The 20,023-nt window shown below is 30.7% G+C and carries 20 protein-coding genes; all 20 read left to right on the top strand.

Annotated elements, in window-relative coordinates:
• The first annotated feature begins 140 nt into the window (after positions 1-140).
• The 20 genes from G9F72_RS11295 (at position 141) to dapB (ending at position 20,007) form a co-directional block, all read left to right on the top strand.
• Entirely contained in the window at positions 141-710 is a 570-nt protein-coding gene (locus G9F72_RS11295; RefSeq protein WP_164958967.1) for an RNA polymerase sigma factor, read from the top strand.
• Positions 685-1,512 (top strand): hypothetical protein, encoded by an 828-nt coding sequence (locus tag G9F72_RS11300; RefSeq protein WP_164958968.1) that lies wholly within the window; start codon positions 685-687, stop codon positions 1,510-1,512. The genes G9F72_RS11295 and G9F72_RS11300 overlap by 26 nt, the downstream gene beginning before the upstream one ends.
• Complete coding sequence (locus G9F72_RS11305; protein ID WP_164958969.1) at positions 1,496-2,380, top strand: ABC transporter ATP-binding protein; 885 nt, start codon at positions 1,496-1,498, stop codon at positions 2,378-2,380. Before G9F72_RS11300 ends, G9F72_RS11305 begins: the two co-directional genes overlap by 17 nt.
• Positions 2,364-3,467 carry a hypothetical protein gene (locus tag G9F72_RS11310; RefSeq protein WP_164958970.1) on the top strand — a complete coding sequence of 368 codons (1,104 nt, stop codon included), beginning with the start codon at positions 2,364-2,366 and terminating at the stop codon, positions 3,465-3,467. The genes G9F72_RS11305 and G9F72_RS11310 overlap by 17 nt, the downstream gene beginning before the upstream one ends.
• A gap of 83 nt (positions 3,468-3,550) precedes the next feature.
• Entirely contained in the window at positions 3,551-4,612 is a 1,062-nt protein-coding gene (locus G9F72_RS11315; protein ID WP_164958971.1) for a hypothetical protein, read from the top strand.
• Between the two features lie 18 nt (positions 4,613-4,630).
• The gene (locus G9F72_RS11320) at positions 4,631-5,947 is read left to right on the top strand and encodes a S8 family serine peptidase (RefSeq protein WP_164958972.1); all 1,317 of its coding nucleotides are present in this window, start codon (positions 4,631-4,633) and stop codon (positions 5,945-5,947) included.
• A 346-nt stretch (positions 5,948-6,293) separates the two neighbouring features.
• The gene (locus G9F72_RS11325) at positions 6,294-7,019 is read left to right on the top strand and encodes a MurR/RpiR family transcriptional regulator (RefSeq protein WP_164958973.1); all 726 of its coding nucleotides are present in this window, start codon (positions 6,294-6,296) and stop codon (positions 7,017-7,019) included.
• A 195-nt stretch (positions 7,020-7,214) separates the two neighbouring features.
• Entirely contained in the window at positions 7,215-8,819 is a 1,605-nt protein-coding gene (locus G9F72_RS11330) for a PTS transporter subunit EIIC (protein ID WP_164958974.1), read from the top strand.
• A 21-nt stretch (positions 8,820-8,840) separates the two neighbouring features.
• The gene (locus tag G9F72_RS11335) at positions 8,841-10,169 is read left to right on the top strand and encodes a 6-phospho-alpha-glucosidase (protein ID WP_164958975.1); all 1,329 of its coding nucleotides are present in this window, start codon (positions 8,841-8,843) and stop codon (positions 10,167-10,169) included.
• A gap of 263 nt (positions 10,170-10,432) precedes the next feature.
• Positions 10,433-11,059: a TetR/AcrR family transcriptional regulator gene (locus G9F72_RS11340; RefSeq protein WP_164958976.1), complete on the top strand. Its 627-nt coding sequence runs from the start codon at positions 10,433-10,435 to the stop codon at positions 11,057-11,059.
• Between the two features lie 45 nt (positions 11,060-11,104).
• Positions 11,105-11,665, top strand: a complete 561-nt coding sequence (locus G9F72_RS11345) for a GNAT family N-acetyltransferase (RefSeq protein WP_164958977.1) — start codon at positions 11,105-11,107, stop codon at positions 11,663-11,665.
• Positions 11,644-11,943, top strand: coding sequence for a GNAT family N-acetyltransferase (locus G9F72_RS27600; RefSeq protein ID WP_164958978.1), 300 nt, complete (start codon positions 11,644-11,646; stop codon positions 11,941-11,943). The genes G9F72_RS11345 and G9F72_RS27600 overlap by 22 nt, the downstream gene beginning before the upstream one ends.
• A 182-nt stretch (positions 11,944-12,125) precedes the next feature.
• Positions 12,126-12,683, top strand: a complete 558-nt coding sequence (locus tag G9F72_RS11355; RefSeq protein ID WP_164958979.1) for a TetR/AcrR family transcriptional regulator — start codon at positions 12,126-12,128, stop codon at positions 12,681-12,683.
• On the top strand, positions 12,680-13,570 hold the full coding sequence (locus G9F72_RS11360) for an ABC transporter ATP-binding protein (protein ID WP_164958980.1): 891 nt from the start codon (positions 12,680-12,682) through the stop codon (positions 13,568-13,570). Before G9F72_RS11355 ends, G9F72_RS11360 begins: the two co-directional genes overlap by 4 nt.
• Positions 13,563-14,360 carry an ABC transporter permease subunit gene (locus G9F72_RS11365; RefSeq protein WP_164958981.1) on the top strand — a complete coding sequence of 266 codons (798 nt, stop codon included), beginning with the start codon at positions 13,563-13,565 and terminating at the stop codon, positions 14,358-14,360. Before G9F72_RS11360 ends, G9F72_RS11365 begins: the two co-directional genes overlap by 8 nt.
• 113 nt (positions 14,361-14,473) lie before the next feature.
• A complete protein-coding gene (locus G9F72_RS11370) occupies positions 14,474-15,148 on the top strand; it encodes a response regulator transcription factor (protein WP_164958982.1) in 675 nt (224 codons plus the stop codon).
• Positions 15,145-16,164 (top strand): sensor histidine kinase, encoded by a 1,020-nt coding sequence (locus tag G9F72_RS11375; RefSeq protein ID WP_164958983.1) that lies wholly within the window; start codon positions 15,145-15,147, stop codon positions 16,162-16,164. Before G9F72_RS11370 ends, G9F72_RS11375 begins: the two co-directional genes overlap by 4 nt.
• 109 nt (positions 16,165-16,273) lie before the next feature.
• The gene (locus tag G9F72_RS11380; RefSeq protein ID WP_164958984.1) at positions 16,274-17,047 is read left to right on the top strand and encodes an ABC transporter ATP-binding protein; all 774 of its coding nucleotides are present in this window, start codon (positions 16,274-16,276) and stop codon (positions 17,045-17,047) included.
• A complete protein-coding gene (locus tag G9F72_RS11385) occupies positions 17,034-18,941 on the top strand; it encodes an FtsX-like permease family protein (protein WP_164958985.1) in 1,908 nt (635 codons plus the stop codon). Before G9F72_RS11380 ends, G9F72_RS11385 begins: the two co-directional genes overlap by 14 nt.
• 268 nt (positions 18,942-19,209) lie before the next feature.
• The gene (gene dapB, locus G9F72_RS11390) at positions 19,210-20,007 is read left to right on the top strand and encodes a 4-hydroxy-tetrahydrodipicolinate reductase (protein WP_164958986.1); all 798 of its coding nucleotides are present in this window, start codon (positions 19,210-19,212) and stop codon (positions 20,005-20,007) included.
• Positions 20,008-20,023 lie beyond the last annotated feature (16 nt).

Raw genomic sequence — 20,023 nt, forward strand, 5'->3', positions numbered from 1 at the left:
CTACACCTTATCCGTAAAGCTAATAAAGAAATCGCATAATACATTTTTAAGAACATCTGTGAAAAAATACAAAATATTTTTTTTATTTAAAACTTTTAAATAAAACTTTACGTTATTATATGTATAAGGGTGGTGGTGGAATGTTAACTGATGAAGAATTAATTAAGGAAATACAGAGTGGGAATCAATATGCAATGGAAATTTTGGTTAAAAAACATTATAAATTATTATTTTCCTTTATATATAGAAATATTGGAGACTATCATGCATCCTTTGATATTACACAAGAAGTTTTAATAAAGCTTGTTAAATCAATTAAGTGTTATAAAGATGAAGGAAAATTTAAGAATTGGTTGCTACGGATTGCGGCAAATAGTTGCAATGATTATTTTAGAAGTAGCGGCTTTATAAAAAATAAAAGTAGCATAGAGTTTGATACAAATATAATTGATGAAAATAGTAATGTTTATGAAATAATGAGTAGGAAAATTGAGAGGCAGAAGATTAAAAATGCAATTAGCACACTTCCGGAATTTCAAAGGAATGCTATAATTTTGAAATATTATCATGATCTCAAGATTAAGGATATTGCATATATAACACAAAGTAATGAATCAACGGTAAAGTCGAGACTAAAGCAAGGCATAGAAAAACTTAAGCAAGTATTTGTAAGGAGTGATGAAAATGAAAAAATTGCCAAAGGACTTTAACGCTAAATCTCAGGTAATACCAGATAATGATGACAAGGCAGTAGAGGATTTGCTCAGGTATATGCAGCATTATACAATAGAACTCCCAAGTGAAGAGGAAATAGATGTAACTATAGAAGTTCTGAGACAATATGTACCAATAAAAAATGAAAGACTTACGAAGTTCTGTCAGCTTATAGGGATGGCAGCGGGAGAAATAGCTTTTATAAGTAAGATTTACTGGACTTTCTGCACCGTATTATTCCTTGTAGGGTATTTTGTATCTATTAATCAGATTAATCCATACATAACAATTATGGCGTTAGCACCTTTGCCTTCTATTTTAGGTATAGTTGAGGTATTCAAAGGTAGGGACAGTGGTGTTCTTGAAATTGAGCTAAGCTGTAAAATATCAGCTATTGAGATAATGCTTTCAAGAATATTAGTTATAGGAATTTACAGTATATTTATGAATACAGCACTTTCCGCCCTTCTATACATGTTTAGGAGCAATATAGATCTATGGAAGCTATCAGTACTGTGGCTAACACCGTTTACATTGGTTTCCGGAGTATCCCTTTGGATAGCAATGAAAATTAAAGGAGATTATGCGGTAGGTGCGATTGTATCAGTTTGGTCAATGGTAATTTTATATACTTACATGAATAAGGAACTTGTAAATAGCATTATGCAACTTAATACTGCTATTTACATGATTATATTATCAATCAGTATATTAATGTTAGCACTACAGCTAAAAGCTTTAATTAATAGATATAATAATATTTTTGAGAGGGGAAATCAAATTGAAATTAATGCTTGAAAACATATCAAAGAAATACAAAGAAAAATATGCTGTTAAAAACCTTAAGTTGGAACTAACCCCAGGAGTGTATGGACTTCTTGGTCCTAATGGTTCGGGTAAGACAACACTTATGAGAATAATGACGGATATTTTAAATCCAACAGGTGGAAGAGTTATTCTAAATGGTGAGGATATTCAGGTAATGGGAGACAGGTATCGGGACATTCTGGGGTATCTGCCACAAAACTTTGGTGTATATAAAGATTTTACTGCTCATAGATTTCTTATGTATATTTCAGCGTTGAAGGGACTTGATACGCGTTCTGCTGAAAGAAAGGTTGACGAACTGCTTGATCTTGTTAATTTGAAAGCAGTTAGTAAAAAAAGACTAGGAACCTTTTCAGGGGGAATGAAACAAAGAATAGGAATAGCACAGGCATTACTAAATGATCCTAAAATTCTTATATTGGATGAACCTACCACAGGACTTGATCCAAAGGAGCGGATAAGATTCAGAAATTTGATATCAGATATGTCAAAGGATAAAATTATAATTTTTTCTACTCACATTGTTTCTGATATAGAATATATTTCAAAGGAAGTGCTGCTGCTTAAAGCTGGAGAGCTTATTGAAAAGGATTCTATCGATAATATCCTAAGGAATATGGAAAACAAAGTATGGAGCGCTATAGTTGAGGAAAATAAGCTTGATGAGCTTAACAGAAATTTTAAAGTAGGCAATATCATGAGAAGTGAAAAAGGTATTGAAGTAAGAATAATAAGTGATGCAAAACCTTTATACCAAGCAAAAGTTGAAGTGCCAAGACTAGAGGATTTATACATGTATTACTTTGAGGAGGAACAAACTGATGAGCAAGCTATTTAATTTACTAAAGCATGAGCTTTATAAAATTTATTATAAGAAAAGCCTTTTAATTTCGCTTACAGTGTTTGTTGCAATTGTAATATTAGGTACAATAATTCCTGCTCATGGTAATAAAGCAATAGAGGGTAAAAACCTAGTGAAAGAATATTATAAAACTGGTGGTAATGTAACAAAACTTAGTCAAATTACACAAGAAGAAAAAGATGAGTTGGGGCTCTATACAAATATCTTTAGTTTAGCGGAAAATAAAACAAACTACATAGAAAGTATTTTAGGATTGCAAAAGAATTTAAATGAAATGAAGCATAATGATATCACTGGATATGCGTATAATTCAAGAATTATGGAACTTAATATGCTTAAAAAAGTAAATGTGAATGCAAAGCCTTATTACTTAGGTCTTTGGGGGGCCATTAATGTTATGAGTTCAAGTTTCTTGTTTGTTGGGTTATTATTACTTTTATGTTTGGGGCTTTCAGGAGTATTCACAGAAGAATACTCAAAGGGTATGGATGCACTTATTTTAAGCAGCAAGTATGGTAAAAAAACTATAATTATTGCAAAAGTCCTTGCCTCATGTATCTATTCTTCTTCGGTTGTTTTAATATTTGGAATTACAACGATTCTATCATCTATTTTATCCTATGGAGATATAGACGGTTTTGATAGCCCAATGCAAACTTTGTCATTTTATTCTACTAGTCCATATTATCTAAATTTATCCCAAGTATATTTATTGAAGTTCTTGATGCTATTTATAGGGATATTAGCCTCTGGATTATTGGTTTTAATGTTTTCTTCACGGATAAGAAACCTACTGGCAACATTCTTCGTTAGTTTTGCAGCAATTCTAATACCTACATATCTTGCTGAAAAAATGGGGCTTGAGCACTCTATACTTGGGCTTATAAATTCATATGGTTATTTTATAAGTCCTGATAATTTATTAAACAGGTTTAATACTTTTAATATATTTGGAACACCTGTGCTTAATATATTAGCTTGTGGTATTGCCTTAATAATATTTTCTATTATTTCTATATATATTACGCAACGATCTTTTAGAGAACATCAGGTTATTAATTAATCGATAATTTTATATCATTAATTTTTTTAAGAGAAGGAAATATTGATTAAATTAAAGTCTTTGATTTATAGATGGAGGCAGTTATGAATTTAGTAAGACATGAATTATACAAAATTTTTTCGAAGAAGGTAGTAATTATTGGAATAGTGATGCTTGTAGGTTTCACTTTATTAAAAGCTTTGCAACTTTCTGATATCAATAATGTATTTAAAACATATAATAATGCAGTTAAGAGTGGCCAAAATCCGATAATGATTAGTAAAGAGAAGTATGAGATATTATATAACACAATTTCTTATCCTAACATATGGTGGTTAAATCACGAGAAGCAACTTACTGAACTAAAAAATGAAATAACAAAACTTGAAAAAGTAAACGGAACAAATAGTTATACTTATAGGGAAAAGAACCTAGAATATACTTACTTAAAAAAGATAGCATCACCAGATACCAATAGTTACAGTAGTATATGGCAGTGTATTTTTAATAATGATGATATATATTGCTTTATTGCGTTTCTTATTATACTTGGAATATCTCCAATATTTTCTGAGGAATATTCAACTAGTGTTGATGCTCTAATACTAAGTAGTAAAAAAGGAAGAAATCCTATAGTAAGAGCAAAATTATTAGCAGCGGTGGCATATATATTTGTTATTGCAGGTTTTGCATGTACACTTCAGACAATTTTAGACATAAGTATGCTAGGTAATGGAAACTGGAGTAATCCTATACAAATTTATTATAGCACCGTTGCATTCCCTTTAAGCATGTTTGGATATTTTGTTCTTCAATTTCTAACTAATCTTGCTGCTGATATAGCTCTTGGGTTATTCATTTTAGTAGTTTCTGCAAAAGCTAAAAACTTGCTTATTCCAGCATTCACAGGAATTGTTGCTGTGGTAGCAATAAATGTAATTGGAAGCATTCAAAGTATTCTTCCACAAGGGCTAAAGAATTTAACGGATTTTTACTATATAAGATATATTTATTCAGATTATCTATATAAAAATTTTAAAGAGTTTAATATACTGGGACATCCTGTATTATATCCTTATCTAGCATTCTTTGTAATGTTAGTAGCATCAATAAGTTGTATATTAATGACTAAGCGTTTATTTATTAAACATAGTGTTTCAAATTAAGAAATTTGGAGGATACATATGAGAAAAATATATTTTTTATTAGCATTATCTATGGTTTTAATGCTTTCTGGTTGCAGTGCAAAAAGTAATGTTGTAACTGTATCATTGCAAAGTTCTAATGGTAAAAATACTCCAACTTCTAACAGTGAGACTTATATTGTGAGGCATCCCCCTGTAGCAGGTAAACCTATTGGTGATATTAATGTAATAATAAGTAAAAGATTAAATTACTTAGAGGATGCACTAAAATTTGACGATTATCTTGATCTACGAGATAGTGACTTAAGTAATGTCAATCTAAGTCAAAATAGTGCGGAACTTAATAATTCTTCTTTTAGTACTCATACTAAATGGCCTAAAAAAATGCCTGAAAGCTTTAAACCTGATACTATTTTAGAACTTGGTAAAAATCAGGGATTAGGAATAAGAAAGCTTAATAATGAGGGTATAGATGGTAGAGGAATTAATATTGCTATAGTAGACCAGCCCTTATTAGTTGATCATGAACAATATAAAGATCAGATAAAGTTCTATGATGAGAGCGATTGTGAGGGAGAAGCATCAATGCATGGACCTGCAATGACTTCAATTGCTGTAGGGAAGACAATAGGAGTTGCACCAAAAGCTAAGCTTTATTATGTTGGTTGCTATAATTTTAATACTAAAGAAAATAATTCGAAAATAGATTTCATAGGGGTTGCTAAGGCAGTTGATAGAATTTTGGAGATTAATAAAACCCTAATTGAAAAGGACAAAATAAGAGTATTATCAATTTCAGTTGGATGGTGTCCTAATAATAAAGGATATAAGGAAATGAATCAAGCTGTGGAAAGAGCAAAAGAAGCTGGGATTTTCGTTATTTCTGCCAATATATTTGAAACTTATAATAATAAGTTTTGGTATTATGGAGTTGATAGAGAACCTATGGCTGATCCAGAGAAACAATCCTCCTACAAACCTCATAAATGGAGTAATTGGATTTCTTTCATAGCAGCTATTCCCGGGTTTGCTAAATATTATGAAGAAAAATATAATAAATTAGAAGCAAAAGAAATTTTATTAGTGCCAATGTGTTCAAAAACATACGCAAGTTTTGAAGGCGTTAAAGATTATAGCTTTAATAGAATAGGTGGGTGGAGCTCAGTGGAACCTTATCTGGCTGGACTATATGCCCTGTCTTGCCAAGTAAAACCAAATATTACTCCTGAACTATTTTGGAGCACAGCACTGAAAACAGGTGATACTATGGAGATAAGGAATGAAGGTAAAGAAACCAAAACAGGCAAACTGATAAATCCAATAAAACTAATAGAAGCATTAAAGAATGATAAGTAAAGTCATTTACATAAAAAACAGTATCTAAAAAAGCTCTAGCAAAATTGCTAGAGCTTTTAAAGCTTCTAAAATCATTTGCTCGATATCTATTTTGCAATTCTTTTCTCTACTATTTGGTCCATAGAAAAATTTTCTATTTGTAAATAGTACTCAACAAAATTTATTAATTTAAGCACATAGTTCTAATAAAAAAATAAATAAGATATTAAAATACTGAAAATTATGCTAATATACCAATTGAAGGGCATTGCCCTAAACTAATGGGCCTTGAAAGCTACTATAGTGATTAATTTATATTTCATCTACTAAGCTAAATACTCTAGTTACACAATATTGGAGGTGACAAATGAAGTTTGATATTTATAAAATTGCTGATAACTATAAATTGACGGAAACTGAGAGACAAGTGCTTGAATATATATTGAAAAATAGTGATTCAGTTTTAAATAAAGGAGTAAGAGAAGTTGCTAATACTAATTATACTTCAGCGGCAACAGTAATTAAATTATCAAAAAAAATGGGATATACTGGTTATACAGATATGGTATATCGTTTAAATTTTATAATAGAAAATAATAAAAAGAATCAAGAGCATACGTCTGAAATTACAAGTTTTATAGCTGATATAGATAAAGAAAGTATAGAGAAGTTTGTTTCTACATTGATTAAACATAAAAATGATATAATTTTTATAACAGCAACTGGGTTTTCCGCCCCAATTGCAGAATTTTTTTGGAGAAAGATGTTGGTATTGGGATTTAAATGTATTAAAACAAATTCCTATGGTGTATATGATAATAACCAGATAGGTGGTGCACTAGTAATTGGAATATCTAAGAGTGGAGAGACAGAAAGTATAACTAAAGTTATAGATTATGCAGCTGCAAATAAATTAGATATTATAACGTTTACTGGAAAGCCTTTAAATCAAATGGAAAAGCAATCTACTCTACACTTCTCTATATTGGATGATAAAGAGTTAGATGACAGAAATATTACTGCTAATTATTTTTATGCTAGAGTAATGATTGTTATGGAATACTTATTAGATAAAGTAATAAATAAGATATAATCTGTTAAAAAGGCGGCCTCAGGACTAGTTCTTGAGGTAGTCTTTTTTGTATGTAAAGGTAAACATGTTTACTTTTTGGTTAACAAGTTACTGAAATGGCTAAATCTATTAACAAGATATATTAAATATGCTACTCTTTATTCAGGTAATTACCGAGAGAAAAAAGAATATGAAATAATAAAGGGGGAGCTTTAAATGAAAGATAAGATTTTCGATGGTATGCAAAAATTTTCGAAAGCTATGATTGGACCAGTCTTATACCTGCCTATTGTAGGTATGTTGATTGCGTTAACTGCTATTCTTACTAATACAGCATTTGTTACTGAGGGTGGAGCAATCTGGGAAATAGGAAAATTCTTTAATGGTATGTTGTCACCAATTATGAATAATTTAAGTATTCTGTTTTGTGTTGGAATTGCGATGGGTATGTCAAAAAAGAAAAAGGCAGACGCAGCATTTGTATCTATTATATCCTATATTTTGTTTTTAGGCGCTAATAGCAAATGGTTGGAATTGTCAGGCAAATTAATTAAGGGCAATACAGCAGGTGTTTTATATGGTACAGGTCAAACAATTCAGCTGGGATTCCATGTAACCGACATGGGGGTTTTTCTAGGAATGATTTTAGGAATTTTAATAGCTTTAGTACATAATAAATTTGTAAACACAGAATTTAAAAGTGCTATGGCTCCATTTGGTAACAGTAAATTTGTATTTATTATAATGATTCCAGTGATTGCAATACTAAGCATTGGAGTAACATATATTTGGCCAACTATAGCAAATGGAATTACTTCCCTTACAGGATTTATGAGTACAGCAGGGGCACTGGGAGTATTTGTTTATGGATTTTTAAATCGATTCTTAGTTCCAACTGGACTACACCATTTGATTTGGTCACCATTCTTATATTCTGCAGTAGGTGATCAGATGATTATTAATGGACAAAATGTAATTGGGGCTAAACCTGTATTTTTAGCATTACTCAATGATCCAACAATTACGACTATGCGAGATTCAGCAAGATTTTTGAATTATGGTTTGGTAAAAACTTTTGGAGTGATTGGTGTTTCTTTATCATTTTATTTCACTGCTAAGAAAGCAAAACGTACTAATTTAAAAGCACAGCTAATACCATCAACTTTAACTGCTGTAATTGCTGGTATTACAGAACCGCTAGAATTCACCTTTATTTTTGCAGCTCCAGTATTATGGTTTGTTTACTCAGTTATTGATGGATTATTCCAAATGTTAGTTTACTTATTTAATGTAAGAGTTTGTGCAACAAATGGTATTTTAGATTTTCTTGTTTTAAACCTTCCAGCAGGTATTAGTAGAACTCATTGGCCTATATATGTATTAATAGGATTGATTGAAATAGCTGTTATTTTTATAGTATTCAAATTTATGATTGAAAAAATGAATTTGAAAACACCTGGAAGGGAAGATGACGATACAGATACTGTAATTGATTTAAATGAAAATACTGTAAAAATTAAACAAGTTATGAAAACAGGTAACAAGAATGATCAAAAAATTGAGAATGCCAATGTTGATAGAGAAAAAGCGTTAGCAATTATTAAGGGATTAGGTGGTAAAAATAATATAGTAGATGTGGAAAATTGTTTTTCAAGACTTAGAGTAGATGTGGTTGATGATAGTTTAATTGATGAAAAAATATTGAAAACTACAGGAGCTGCTGGTGTTGTAAAGAAAGGAAATAATATTCAGGTTGTTTATGGACTTTCAATTAATAAGATTAGAACAATTGTAGATGAAGCTTTAGAAACAAAAGAATAGAATTAGGGAGGAATTATTTAAATGAAAACCTTTAAATTAGTAATCGTAGGTGGTGGAAGTACTTATACACCAGGAATTGTTAAAAGCTTACTTTCAAAAAAAGAAGAATTCAAATTATCAGAGTTGAGATTATATGATACAAATGAAGAACGTCAGAATAAGGTTGGAGTAATAGTAAAAAAAGTTGTTGAAATGTTTGATCCGGATTTAAAGCTTATATTGACGACAGATCCAGAAGAAGGCTTTAAAGATGCTGATTTTGTTTTTGCTCAAATGCGTGTTGGACTTTACAAAATGAGAGAATTAGATGAGAAAATCCCATTGAAATATAATGTAGTGGGACAGGAAACATGTGGTCCAGGTGGGTTAGCATATGGACTAAGAACTATATTTCCTATGGTTGAAATAATTGATTTTTGTGAAAAATATGCTAGTCCAAATTATTGGATTGTCAATTATTCGAATCCGGCAGCTATTGTGGCAAAAGCTATGTATAAGATAAGGCCAAATGCAAGAATTCTGAATATCTGTGATATGCCGGTTGCCATTATGAGAAATATGGCTAATATTTTAGACTGTGATAGACATGAAATTGAAGTGGATTATTTTGGCTTAAATCATTTCGGATGGTTTACGAAAGTTCGAGTAAATGGGGAAGATAAAACAGAGGAATTAATGGAATACGTAGCAAAGCATGGTTATATTCCTCCAGATTCAAGAAGTGATATAAGACATAATGATGCATCATGGCTACATACATTTGATAATGCCAGAATTATAATGAATATGTTCCCTAAATATCTCCCAAACACTTATATGCAGTATTATCTCTTAGGAGATAAGATAGTTAAAGAATCAGACAAAAACCATACTAGAGCCAATGAGGTTATGGAAGGAAGAGAGAAAAAAATCTTCGCAGCAGTGGATCAGTATAATTCTACTGGTGAAATTGATTTGCCACAATTCTTTACAGGAGTACATGGGGAATTTATTGTAGAAGTAGCTATGAGTTTAGCATTTGATTTAAGAAAGAGACATTTAGTTATGGTTGAAAATAATGGGGCGATTAAAAACCTACCAGATGATGCCATGGTAGAAATACCTGCTTATATTACTAAAGATGGTCCAGAACCAATACGTGTAGGAGAAATATCAACTTTCTATAAAGGGTTAACTGAACAGCAGGAAGCTTGTGAAAGATTAGTTGTTGAAGCGGCAATTGAAGGTTCCTATGAAAAAGCACTTATGGCATTTACTATGAATAAAACAATTCCATCCGCTTTTGTAGCCAAACAAATTTTAGATGAAATGATTGAAGCTAATAAAGAATACTGGCCAGAATTAAGATAAGGTTTCGTCCTCATCAATAACAAAGATAGCAAACAAAAGTTCTTCCAAAATTATAGTACAAACTAGTAATTCATGTTCCATAATAAAAAACAAGGTTGTGTGAATTTCAATCACCTACAACCTTGTTTTTGGTTTTACTTTATATCATTTAGATATAGGTCAATTATGGTCTAAATTTTTCTAAAAAAATCATTGAAATCTTAATATAAAAGTAGTATTCTTTAAAAGAGACCGGTGGTCGTTTATATCTGAGGAGGTTATTAATGCCAAAGATAAGTGAAGAAAAATGGGAAGGAAAAAAGGATGAAATTATAAAGGTAGCCTTTGAGTTGTTTTTTTCAAAGGGTTATTCCTGTGTTTCTGTTAATGACATTATTAAAGAAGCTAAAATTAGTAAAGGAGGTTTTTATACTTATTTTAGAAGCAAACAAGAGGTGTTTGCAGCTATAGTAAAAAGATCAGATGACAAAAAAACTGATATAATAAAACAAATACCCAAGGAAATGACAGCTACTGAAAAAATAAGTGCCTATATCCATGCAAGATTGAATAGTTTTTTAGAGGAAGAAAATAGAAAATGGGCAAAGTTTGCTATTGAATTTTGGTCATCAGTTAATGGAGATGTAGAATTGGAGCTAATGGCTAATGAAAGGTTTAACATATTCTTTAGTGATATTGAGTCAATCCTTAGAGAAGGTATAGAAACTGGTGAGTTTTCTGACTTGATAGATATTAATTCATTTATTTATTTAATGATGTCAACAATTGATGGAATTGCTCTTATGGCCTCTGTAATGAAACAACCACTTACAGAAGAAAAAATATTAGTTTCTATAGATGTGCTATTAAATTATTTAATTACATTTCAAAAGAAAAGTTGTGAAATGTAAAATGTGAAGGCAAAATATGTAGTTTGATTTTAAAGGGGGAAAAAAATGATAACGTATAAATGTTGTATTGATGTTGATAGAAGAGTAATTTTTCAAACATTTCTTGATGGTTTTTCTGACTATATAATTAAATTTGAAACAACAGAAAGTCTTTTCTTTGAAAGGTTTTTCGGTGCAGAAGGAAATAACTTAGAATACTCTTTTATTGCAATGGAAGAAGGTAGAGGGATTGGTATAATTTTAGGCGGAATAAGAGAATTTGATGGATTAAGAACTATGCGTTGTGGGACGATGTGTGTATCTCCACTTTTTAGAAATAAAGGTATCGCATCCCAATTGTTAAAACTTCATAAGAAGAAAGCAATAGAAGAAAATTGCAAACAATTATTTTTAGAGGTTATTGCCTCAAATAATAATGCTATTAATTTTTATGAGTCCAATGGGTATTTTAAAGTATATGATTTAATTTACTATTCTACTGAAAAATTTGACTGGCTTGAAAATGTAACAACAGATTCTATTGAAGACATAAGTATTGAAGAATTAAGAGCTTTTAGAAATTCTTTTTCAGAGCTTCATATTAATTGGCAAAACGAAATAGACTAATTACAGAAACTAAGTCAAAGATCTTTGGATATATTTATAATAATAAGCTAGTTGGTGCAATTAGTATAAATAATGGTGCAATTCAATTTTTGAGTATACAAAAAAAATACAGAAATAAAGGTATCGCTAAATCACTTATTAAAAGGTGTGTAGATCTGGATAATACTAAGATAAGGATGTCTTTCTCTAATAACAGTAGTTTGGAATTATATTTGAAAAAAAATAATTTTAAAAAAGAACCAATAACACAATATGAAATGTATTCAAATTTTTTATAATTTAGCAACCTCAGTCGCAAGCTTCTTCGGAAAATTCAAATATAATCTTAACTATTGAAACTACAAAATCGGAATTAATGCAAAAACTCCCCATGCGTTAAAATAGTATGTTTGCAGTTACTTATATTAACATGAAGAATTTTTGAAAATGCATCTTCTCCAAATCGGTCAATAGAGTTACAATGATATTAACCGATACGGTCAATAAAAAATCTCCAATGTCGGAAATAGCCAAAGAAGCAGGTATTTCCAAATCTCTGTTATTTCATTATTTTAAGAATAAAAAGGAGTTTTATTTATACTTATATAGTAATGTATTTACTCTCATGAGAGAAATAGCAGCAGATGAAACTGCTGTTACAGAAACAGATTTTTTTGAAATATTCTTACAGTCCTCAAAATTTAAATGCAAGTTATTGAAACTGCACGTATATTCTTTCCGTTTTATGATGAACACCTTTTATGAAGATGATGAGGAAGTGGCAAGAGACCTAATTGGAAAAAATAGCGATGCGACCAATAATAGTATTATTGCTCTACTTGGAATAATAGATAAAAACAAATTTAAGGACGAATTAGACATAGCACAACTAATTAATATAATAGGCTGGTGTGTGGAAGGGTTTTGGAAGGAAAAGTTCCGCAGCCCTCACTTAAATATGGATGAAATTGATTCGGGGTATGAAAAAATTATAGATTTTTTTAGAAAAAGTACTTATAAGGAGGAATATTTGAAGTGAATGTTATTGAAATCAAACAATTAACCAAAGATTACGGTAATAAAAAAGGAGTATTTGGTTTAGAGCTTTCAGTAAAAAAGGGGGAGGTATTTGGATTCTTAGGACCAAATGGAGCAGGAAAAACCACCACCATAAGACACCTAATGGGTTTTATTCGTCCAAGCACAGGTGAATGTTTTATTAATGGCATGAACTGCAGCACGCAAAGCGATATAATTCAGAAAAGCCTTGGATATCTTCCTGGGGAAATTGCTTTTATGGATGACATGAGTGGGATTCAGTTTATTAAATTTATTGCAGAAATGAAAGGTATCAAAGATTTTAGCCGTGCCGAGGAGCTAATTAATATGTTTAATTTAGAGCCAAATGGCCGAATTAAAAAAATGTCTAAGGGTATGAAGCAAAAGGTTGGAATTGTATGTGCCTTTATGCATAATCCGGATATTTTAATTCTTGATGAACCTACCAGTGGACTTGACCCCTTAATGCAAAATAAATTCCTTGAGCTTATATTATCAGAAAAAGCAAAAGGTAACACAATCTTTATGTCCTCACATAATTTTGATGAGATTGAACGAACCTGTGACCGCACAGCCATTATCAAGGAGGGTTATTTGGTTGCCGTTGAGGATATGAAAATACTGTCACAAGCAAAACGAAAATCCTATATTATTACATTTTTAACAGAGGAAATGGCTTCAAGCTTTGCGGATGAGGGCTTTAAGGTAAGAGAAAGCAAAGGAAATCAGGTAACTGTGTCTGTTATGGGGAATATAATGCCGCTAATACGTGCTTTAAATAAGTATGAAGTTATCCAACTTGATGTTAAGACACAGTCCCTTGAAGAGCTATTCATGCACTATTATGGAGGTGAAAACAATGATTAGTTTGACTTTATTTAAGCGGGAAATGAAAGCTAATAATAAGCTGCTTATAATTTTTATTTATATATTAACTATATATATTTTGAGTATTGTGTACATGTTTAACCCTAATAGTAGCAATGCCTTTGATGATATAATTAAATCAATGCCAGGTATAATGAAAGCTTTTGGTTTTGTTGCTAGTGGCAATACTCTTATCGGGTTTATAGCTACGGATTTATATGGTATGATACTTTTAATGTTTCCAGTAATATTTTCTATAATTCTTGGAAATAAGCTGATAGCAGGTTATGTGGATCGTGGCTCTATGGCATACCTTTTAGCTACTCCAAATAAAAGAGTAAAGCTTGCATTGACACAGGCATTATGTCTGTGGGTGAGTATTGGTCTATTGATTACTTATGCAACAGTTGCAATTATAATTTCTTCATCAATAATGCATCCAGGATTGCTTGAAATTGGAAAGTTAGTCCTGATGAACGTAGTTATATATTTTCTTCACATAGCTATAAGTGGAATATGCTTTTTTGCTTCCTGTATCAGTAATGATACTAAGCGTTCCTTTACCATCGGCGCAGGAATACCAATTGCTTTCTTTCTAATACAGATGCTAGCAAATATGGGCGGAAAGCTAGAGAATCTGAAATATTTCACACTATTTACTCTATTTAATGCAAATGATATTATTGCTGGCAAAAATGTAGTTTTCCCGGTAATCATATTAGCAATAGTGGGAATTGCATTATATGGTATAGGTATATATATTTTTTCGAAAAGAGATTTACCAGTTTAAAAAATGTGCTGTTGAGCCAGTTTCTAGATTTGATTTTCGTATAGAATATGCAATATTATAAGTAGCTTATATGACTACGAATGATAATTTGTAAAAGTATTGAGGGTGATATTATGTATAAAATATTGGTAATTGAAGATGAAGAGAAAATTAGAGATATAATAAAAGAATCCCTCCGTAAATGGGGTTTCGAAGCCTATGCAGTTAATAACTTCAATAATGTATTTGAAGAATTTGTGCAGATAAATCCACAGCTTGTACTAATGGATGTAAATCTGCCTGCTTTTGATGGTTTTTATTGGTGCAATAAGATTAGAAGTGTTTCTAAGGTACCCGTCATCTTTTTATCTTCTAGAAGTACAAATATGGATGTTATTATGGCAGTGAATATGGGCGCGGATGATTACATTACAAAACCTTTTTCCATGGATATACTTATGGCAAAAATAAATGCGATTTTACGTAGAACTTATTCTTATGGAGATACAAGTATGGATACCATTGATTATAAAGGAGCTGTGCTATCATTAAGGGATAATACCATTTATTTCGACGAAAAATCAATTGAACTAACTAAAAATGAATTTAAAATATTATATATATTAATGAAAAAACATGAAACCATAGTAAGCCGCGAGGATATAATGCAAGAGCTTTGGCAGGATGAAAACTTCATCGATGACAATACACTAACAGTTAATATAAACAGGCTGAGAAAAAAGCTAAAGGAAATTGGCCTTATAGATTTTATTAAGACTATTATAAATCAAGGGTATGTTATTAAATGAGTTTTATTAAATATTTAAAGGAAAATCTTAAACTCTTAGTATTTTATATTCTGCTCATGGCTTTTATTTTATTAACTATATGTTTTGACAGAAAAAACCGCGTACTTACTTCTAATGTTCTTTATATTATATTTGTTTCTTTTTTCATGTTAATAATTTATATTAGTATAGATTATTATGCAAAGTCTCAGCATATTAAAAAGCTTTTACTGGTTAAAGCTTCAGAAGATAAAACTCCGATTCTGCCTAGGCCAATAGATTACAAAGATGAAATATATGCTGAAATAATTCAGATGCTTTATGAAGATTTCCTGAAGGTCACAAAGGCTATGGAAAGGGATTTCAAAGAAAATTCAGAGTTTATGACAACTTGGGTTCATGAAATTAAAACTCCAATTACCACATCAAAGCTATTGCTTGAGAGCGGCGACTCTGTCTCTTCCTCCTTAAAAGAAGAACTTGAAAAGATTGAAGATTATGTTGAAAAGGTACTTTATTATTCAAGAAGTAATAATTTTTCTGAGGATTATATTCTTTCAGAAGTAAATATCAACAAATTAATTAAAGATAGTATTAAAAAACATTCAATTATATTTATAAAAAAACATATTAAATTGATAAATAAAGTCCCTGAAACCCTTATTATAGATACGGATAAAAAGTGGTTGCTTTTCATAATTGATCAGCTCCTATCAAACTCATTAAAATATACTAGTAATGGTGGAAGCATAATATTTAAACATATTGAAGTTGAAAAAGAAGTTTTATTAATAGTAGAAGATACTGGAGTAGGCATTAAAAGTGAAGATATAAATAGATTGTTTAAAAAGTCTTTTACAGGTTTTAATGGAAGAAACGAAAACACAAAAGCCAGTGGAATGGGACTATACCTTTCACAAAAGATTGCTAAAAAACTTGGTCACTATATTACCCTAGAGTCAGAATATGGTAAAGGCACTAAAGTAATTATTCATTTTTTAAAATGGAATAATTATTATGAGGTTACAAAAATGTAAGGTGAAAGAGCAAAATGTAAGCCGAGGCAATGGCGGTATATTTTGCTTTTTTGTATACTAAGAGTGTAAAACATATTCAAAATAATTAATATTAACGGGGGTATTTATAATGACAGAAGTATTAAAGATAGAAAATCTAAGAAAAGTTTACGTATCAAAATTTGGTGGTGTAAAATATACAGCACTTGATGATATAAATTTGAAAGTAGAAAATGGTGAATTTGTAGCAATAATGGGACCATCTGGTTCAGGAAAAACAACCTTTTTAAATGTAATATCAACTATTGATAAACCAACCTCAGGAAGTGTTTTAATCCATGGTGATGACATAACCAAGCTAAAGGATCCAAATTTGTCTAAATTTAGAAGAGAAAAACTTGGATTTATATTCCAAGACTTTAATTTGCTTGATACTATGACTCTAAAGGAAAATATTGTACTACCTTTAGCTCTTGCAAAAACTCCTTATAAAATTATAAAGACAAAGTTACAAGACATAAGCATTAAGCTTGGCATTAGTGACATATTAAGCAAATATCCTTATGAGGTATCAGGAGGACAAAAGCAAAGAGCAGCTGCTGCAAGAGCAATGATTACTGAGCCTTCTATGGTGCTAGCAGATGAACCTACAGGCGCTTTAGATTCCAAATCCTCCAAAGAATTGCTCGGCTTACTTGAGAATTTAAATGATAAAAATAAAGCTACAATTCTTATGGTTACTCATGATGCTTTTGCAGCATCTTATTGTAAGAGAATTATATTTATTAAAGATGGTAAACTGTTTAATGAAATTTATAAAGGGGATAAATCAAGGAAGGATTTCTATCAAAATATATTAAAGATTCTTTCAGTCATAGGAGGTGGTGCAGATGACCTTAATTAGTATGGCTGTAAACAATATAAGGAAAAACTTTAAAAATTACTGGGCATTTTTTCTAAGTTCCACTTTCAGTGTTTTTGCATTATATCTTTTTATGTCTATTGTAGATAATAGTGATGTAAAAGTCCAACTAGGGAATATGAAAAGTTTTATGACTTTATTTGTCATAGCTTCCTATATGATTGCAACTTTCTCAGCATTTTTTATATGGTATTCTAATACTTTCATTATAAAGTCAAGGAAGAAAGAATTTGCAACATATATGTTACTAGGTATGTCTAAAAAACAGACCGCAACATTGAACTTTATAGAAAATTTGATAACTATAGTTGGTGCATTTTGCAGCGGAATTGCTTTAGGTCTGATTTTCAATAAATTTTTTATAATGCTATTATATGTAATGATAAGAGCTACAGGTGATGTGTCTTTTCAGATTAGTTTAGAAGCTTTAAAAGTTTGTTCTATAGTATTTGGAGCTATGTTTATAATAATTAGTATTCACAGTTCTAAGCTTATATACAGGGACAATCTAATAGATCTTTTTAATTCATCAAAAAAAGCTGAAAAAGGGTTGAAAGTATCCTTTTTAACCCTAATAATTAGCATCATTTCTATAGTTTTGTTAAGCTACGGATATTATATGGCTATTAGAAAGATTGCTGCTAATATTCTTATAGCTCCCATAGTAGTATTGTTAGTTGTTATAGGTACTATATTATTTTTTACAAGCTTTACTTCTTTAATTATATATGTTAGTAAAAAGAATGAAAAAAGTCTCTTTAAAGGAACAAAGCTTATATACATTTCACAACTTTACTATAGATATAAAGGTAATGTAGGTACCTTAAGTGTAATAGCGGTTACAACTACCGTAGCTCTTTGTGCCATGATGGTCTGCTTTGGACTTTTTAATAAAACGGAAGAAAACTCAAGAAATATGAGACCATTTTCTATAGAATACATAAATGGTACTAATAATACAGATAAAACCTTTGAGAATACTATTAAAAATCATAAAGAGATTTCAGTTGTATATAAGGACACTATGGAGTTTATTAAGGTGAAAACTAAAGATCCCCTGTTTGGTACTTATGGTACATTTTTAGTTTTAAATGAAAGTAAATTTAATGAAATTAATAGTCATGAAAAAGCAGGTGTAAAAATAAATTTAAAAAATGAAAGGGATTGCTATTTCTTTCAAATAACCAGCTTTGATACAGATAAAAGTGTAATTGGTAAAGATGTTAAATTAGCGGTGGGCAATAAAGACTATAATCTAAAAATAACTGATACTGATATGAAATATGTTATAGCATTGGAGCACGCTAAACAAACTTTTATTGTGAAGGATAGTGTATACTCTAAAATTAAAAGTACGATTTCTAAAGAGAATACCTGTAAAGTAACGGGATATACACTTAATAATGATTTTCTTTCACAAAATTTTATTGTGGATTTGAAAAATAAAATGCCTTCTGAAAATAAACTTTTAACATTCTATGAACATTTTGCGGATGGCCTGAAGTTAATGGGTATGATGGCCTTTATCGGGTTATTCATTGGATTACTATTTCTTACAGCTACAGGAAGCATTATATATTTTAAAATGTCAATGGAAGCTGCGGAGGATAAAAGCAAATTTATAATTCTTAGAAAAATAGGGGTTAGTAAAGCTGAAATAAGAAAGGCTGTTTCAAAGGAACTCATGATTTTATTTGGAGCACCATTCGTTGTGGCATCGATAAATACTTTTGTCGCCTTAATTCCACTTGAGAAAATGCTGGGATTTAATATTACTAAAGAATTCATTATTATAATTTTGGTTTATGCAGTGCTTTATAGTATATATTATTTAATAACCTTAAAATCCTATATTAAAATTGTAAGCAGCTCGTAATAATATAGAATTTAAGGTTTAGTCCTATCAATATCAAAATTAGTAGTAGTTAACTTGGCGAAGGTTGAGCAATATAGTAATGCGTTGGCAGAGAAGATTTTAATTCTTAAGCCAACGCATTTTATTTATTGTTGCCAAAATCAATTCTTCTAAAAGACCCTTTTAAAAAATATCCTTACAGAGTACAATAAATGTAGTACTATTTATAGATATAGCTGTGTATTTTTTTATGGATCCATGGCAAAAGAAGAAAGGAGAGGTACGTACTATGAACCTTATCGTAATTGGTCCCAAAGGTAAAATGGGTAAGCTCATCGTAAAGGTAGCAAGTTCAAGGCGAGATATGAGACTTCTTTATGGTATTGGTCCAAAGGGAAGAGAATATATCAATGGTGATTTAGGGATTGTGTGTAACCTTGGAGAAGCTATTTCTGCAAAAGTTGTGGACAATCTTGAAAATGTAATTGATGAATGTGATGTAATTATTGACTATAGTAATCCATCCACCTCTATGGCGGTATTTGAAAGTTCAGTGAAAGCAAAAAAAGCTGTGGTATGTGGCACTACTGGATTTTCTGTAGAGCAGTTAGATAGAATAAAAGAGATTTCAACAAAAATACCCATAGTGTATGCTGCTAATACGTCAAGAGTGGTAAATCTTATGTATTCTTTATTAGAAATTGCAGCAGGTGCTATTGGTAGTACTGCCGATATTGAAATTATTGAAATGCATGATAAAAACAAAAAAGATGCTCCTAGTGGAACCTCAAAGGAAATGGGTGAAGTTATTGCAAAAGCTCTCGATAAATCACTAAAGGAAATTGCAGTATATGGCAGGCAAGGCGAAGGTGCCCGAGTACCTGGAACCATAGGCTACCATTCCCTTCGTGCAGGAGATATCGCTAGCAGTCATACCGTGCTCTTTGGCCTTGAAGGTGAACGGCTGGAAATTACGCACCATGCTCACAATTGGGAATGCTTTGCCCGAGGAGCATGCGAAGCGGCTTCTTTTATTTATGGGAAAGAGCCTGGTTTATATACAGTAAAAGATGTATTGAATTTATAATCTTTCAGATACACTC

Origin of the sequence: Clostridium estertheticum, assembly GCF_011065935.2 — a bacterium.
GTDB classification, from domain to species: domain Bacteria; phylum Bacillota; class Clostridia; order Clostridiales; family Clostridiaceae; genus Clostridium_AD; species Clostridium_AD estertheticum_A.

Excerpts from the sequence above, each read along its gene's own strand:
- G9F72_RS11295 (WP_164958967.1), top strand. The coding sequence starts at position 141 with ATGTTAACTGATGAAGAATTAATTAAGGAAATACAGAGTGGGAATCAA.
- G9F72_RS11300 (WP_164958968.1), top strand. The coding sequence starts at position 685 with ATGAAAAAATTGCCAAAGGACTTTAACGCTAAATCTCAGGTAATACCA.
- G9F72_RS11310 (WP_164958970.1), top strand. The coding sequence starts at position 2,364 with ATGAGCAAGCTATTTAATTTACTAAAGCATGAGCTTTATAAAATTTAT.
- G9F72_RS11315 (WP_164958971.1), top strand. The coding sequence starts at position 3,551 with ATGAATTTAGTAAGACATGAATTATACAAAATTTTTTCGAAGAAGGTA.
- G9F72_RS11320 (WP_164958972.1), top strand. The coding sequence starts at position 4,631 with ATGAGAAAAATATATTTTTTATTAGCATTATCTATGGTTTTAATGCTT.
- G9F72_RS11325 (WP_164958973.1), top strand. The coding sequence starts at position 6,294 with ATGAAGTTTGATATTTATAAAATTGCTGATAACTATAAATTGACGGAA.
- G9F72_RS11330 (WP_164958974.1), top strand. The coding sequence starts at position 7,215 with ATGAAAGATAAGATTTTCGATGGTATGCAAAAATTTTCGAAAGCTATG.
- G9F72_RS11335 (WP_164958975.1), top strand. The coding sequence starts at position 8,841 with ATGAAAACCTTTAAATTAGTAATCGTAGGTGGTGGAAGTACTTATACA.
- G9F72_RS11340 (WP_164958976.1), top strand. The coding sequence starts at position 10,433 with ATGCCAAAGATAAGTGAAGAAAAATGGGAAGGAAAAAAGGATGAAATT.
- G9F72_RS11345 (WP_164958977.1), top strand. The coding sequence starts at position 11,105 with ATGATAACGTATAAATGTTGTATTGATGTTGATAGAAGAGTAATTTTT.
- G9F72_RS11355 (WP_164958979.1), top strand. The coding sequence starts at position 12,126 with ATGATATTAACCGATACGGTCAATAAAAAATCTCCAATGTCGGAAATA.
- G9F72_RS11365 (WP_164958981.1), top strand. The coding sequence starts at position 13,563 with ATGATTAGTTTGACTTTATTTAAGCGGGAAATGAAAGCTAATAATAAG.
- G9F72_RS11370 (WP_164958982.1), top strand. The coding sequence starts at position 14,474 with ATGTATAAAATATTGGTAATTGAAGATGAAGAGAAAATTAGAGATATA.
- G9F72_RS11375 (WP_164958983.1), top strand. The coding sequence starts at position 15,145 with ATGAGTTTTATTAAATATTTAAAGGAAAATCTTAAACTCTTAGTATTT.
- G9F72_RS11380 (WP_164958984.1), top strand. The coding sequence starts at position 16,274 with ATGACAGAAGTATTAAAGATAGAAAATCTAAGAAAAGTTTACGTATCA.
- G9F72_RS11385 (WP_164958985.1), top strand. The coding sequence starts at position 17,034 with ATGACCTTAATTAGTATGGCTGTAAACAATATAAGGAAAAACTTTAAA.
- dapB (WP_164958986.1), top strand. The coding sequence starts at position 19,210 with ATGAACCTTATCGTAATTGGTCCCAAAGGTAAAATGGGTAAGCTCATC.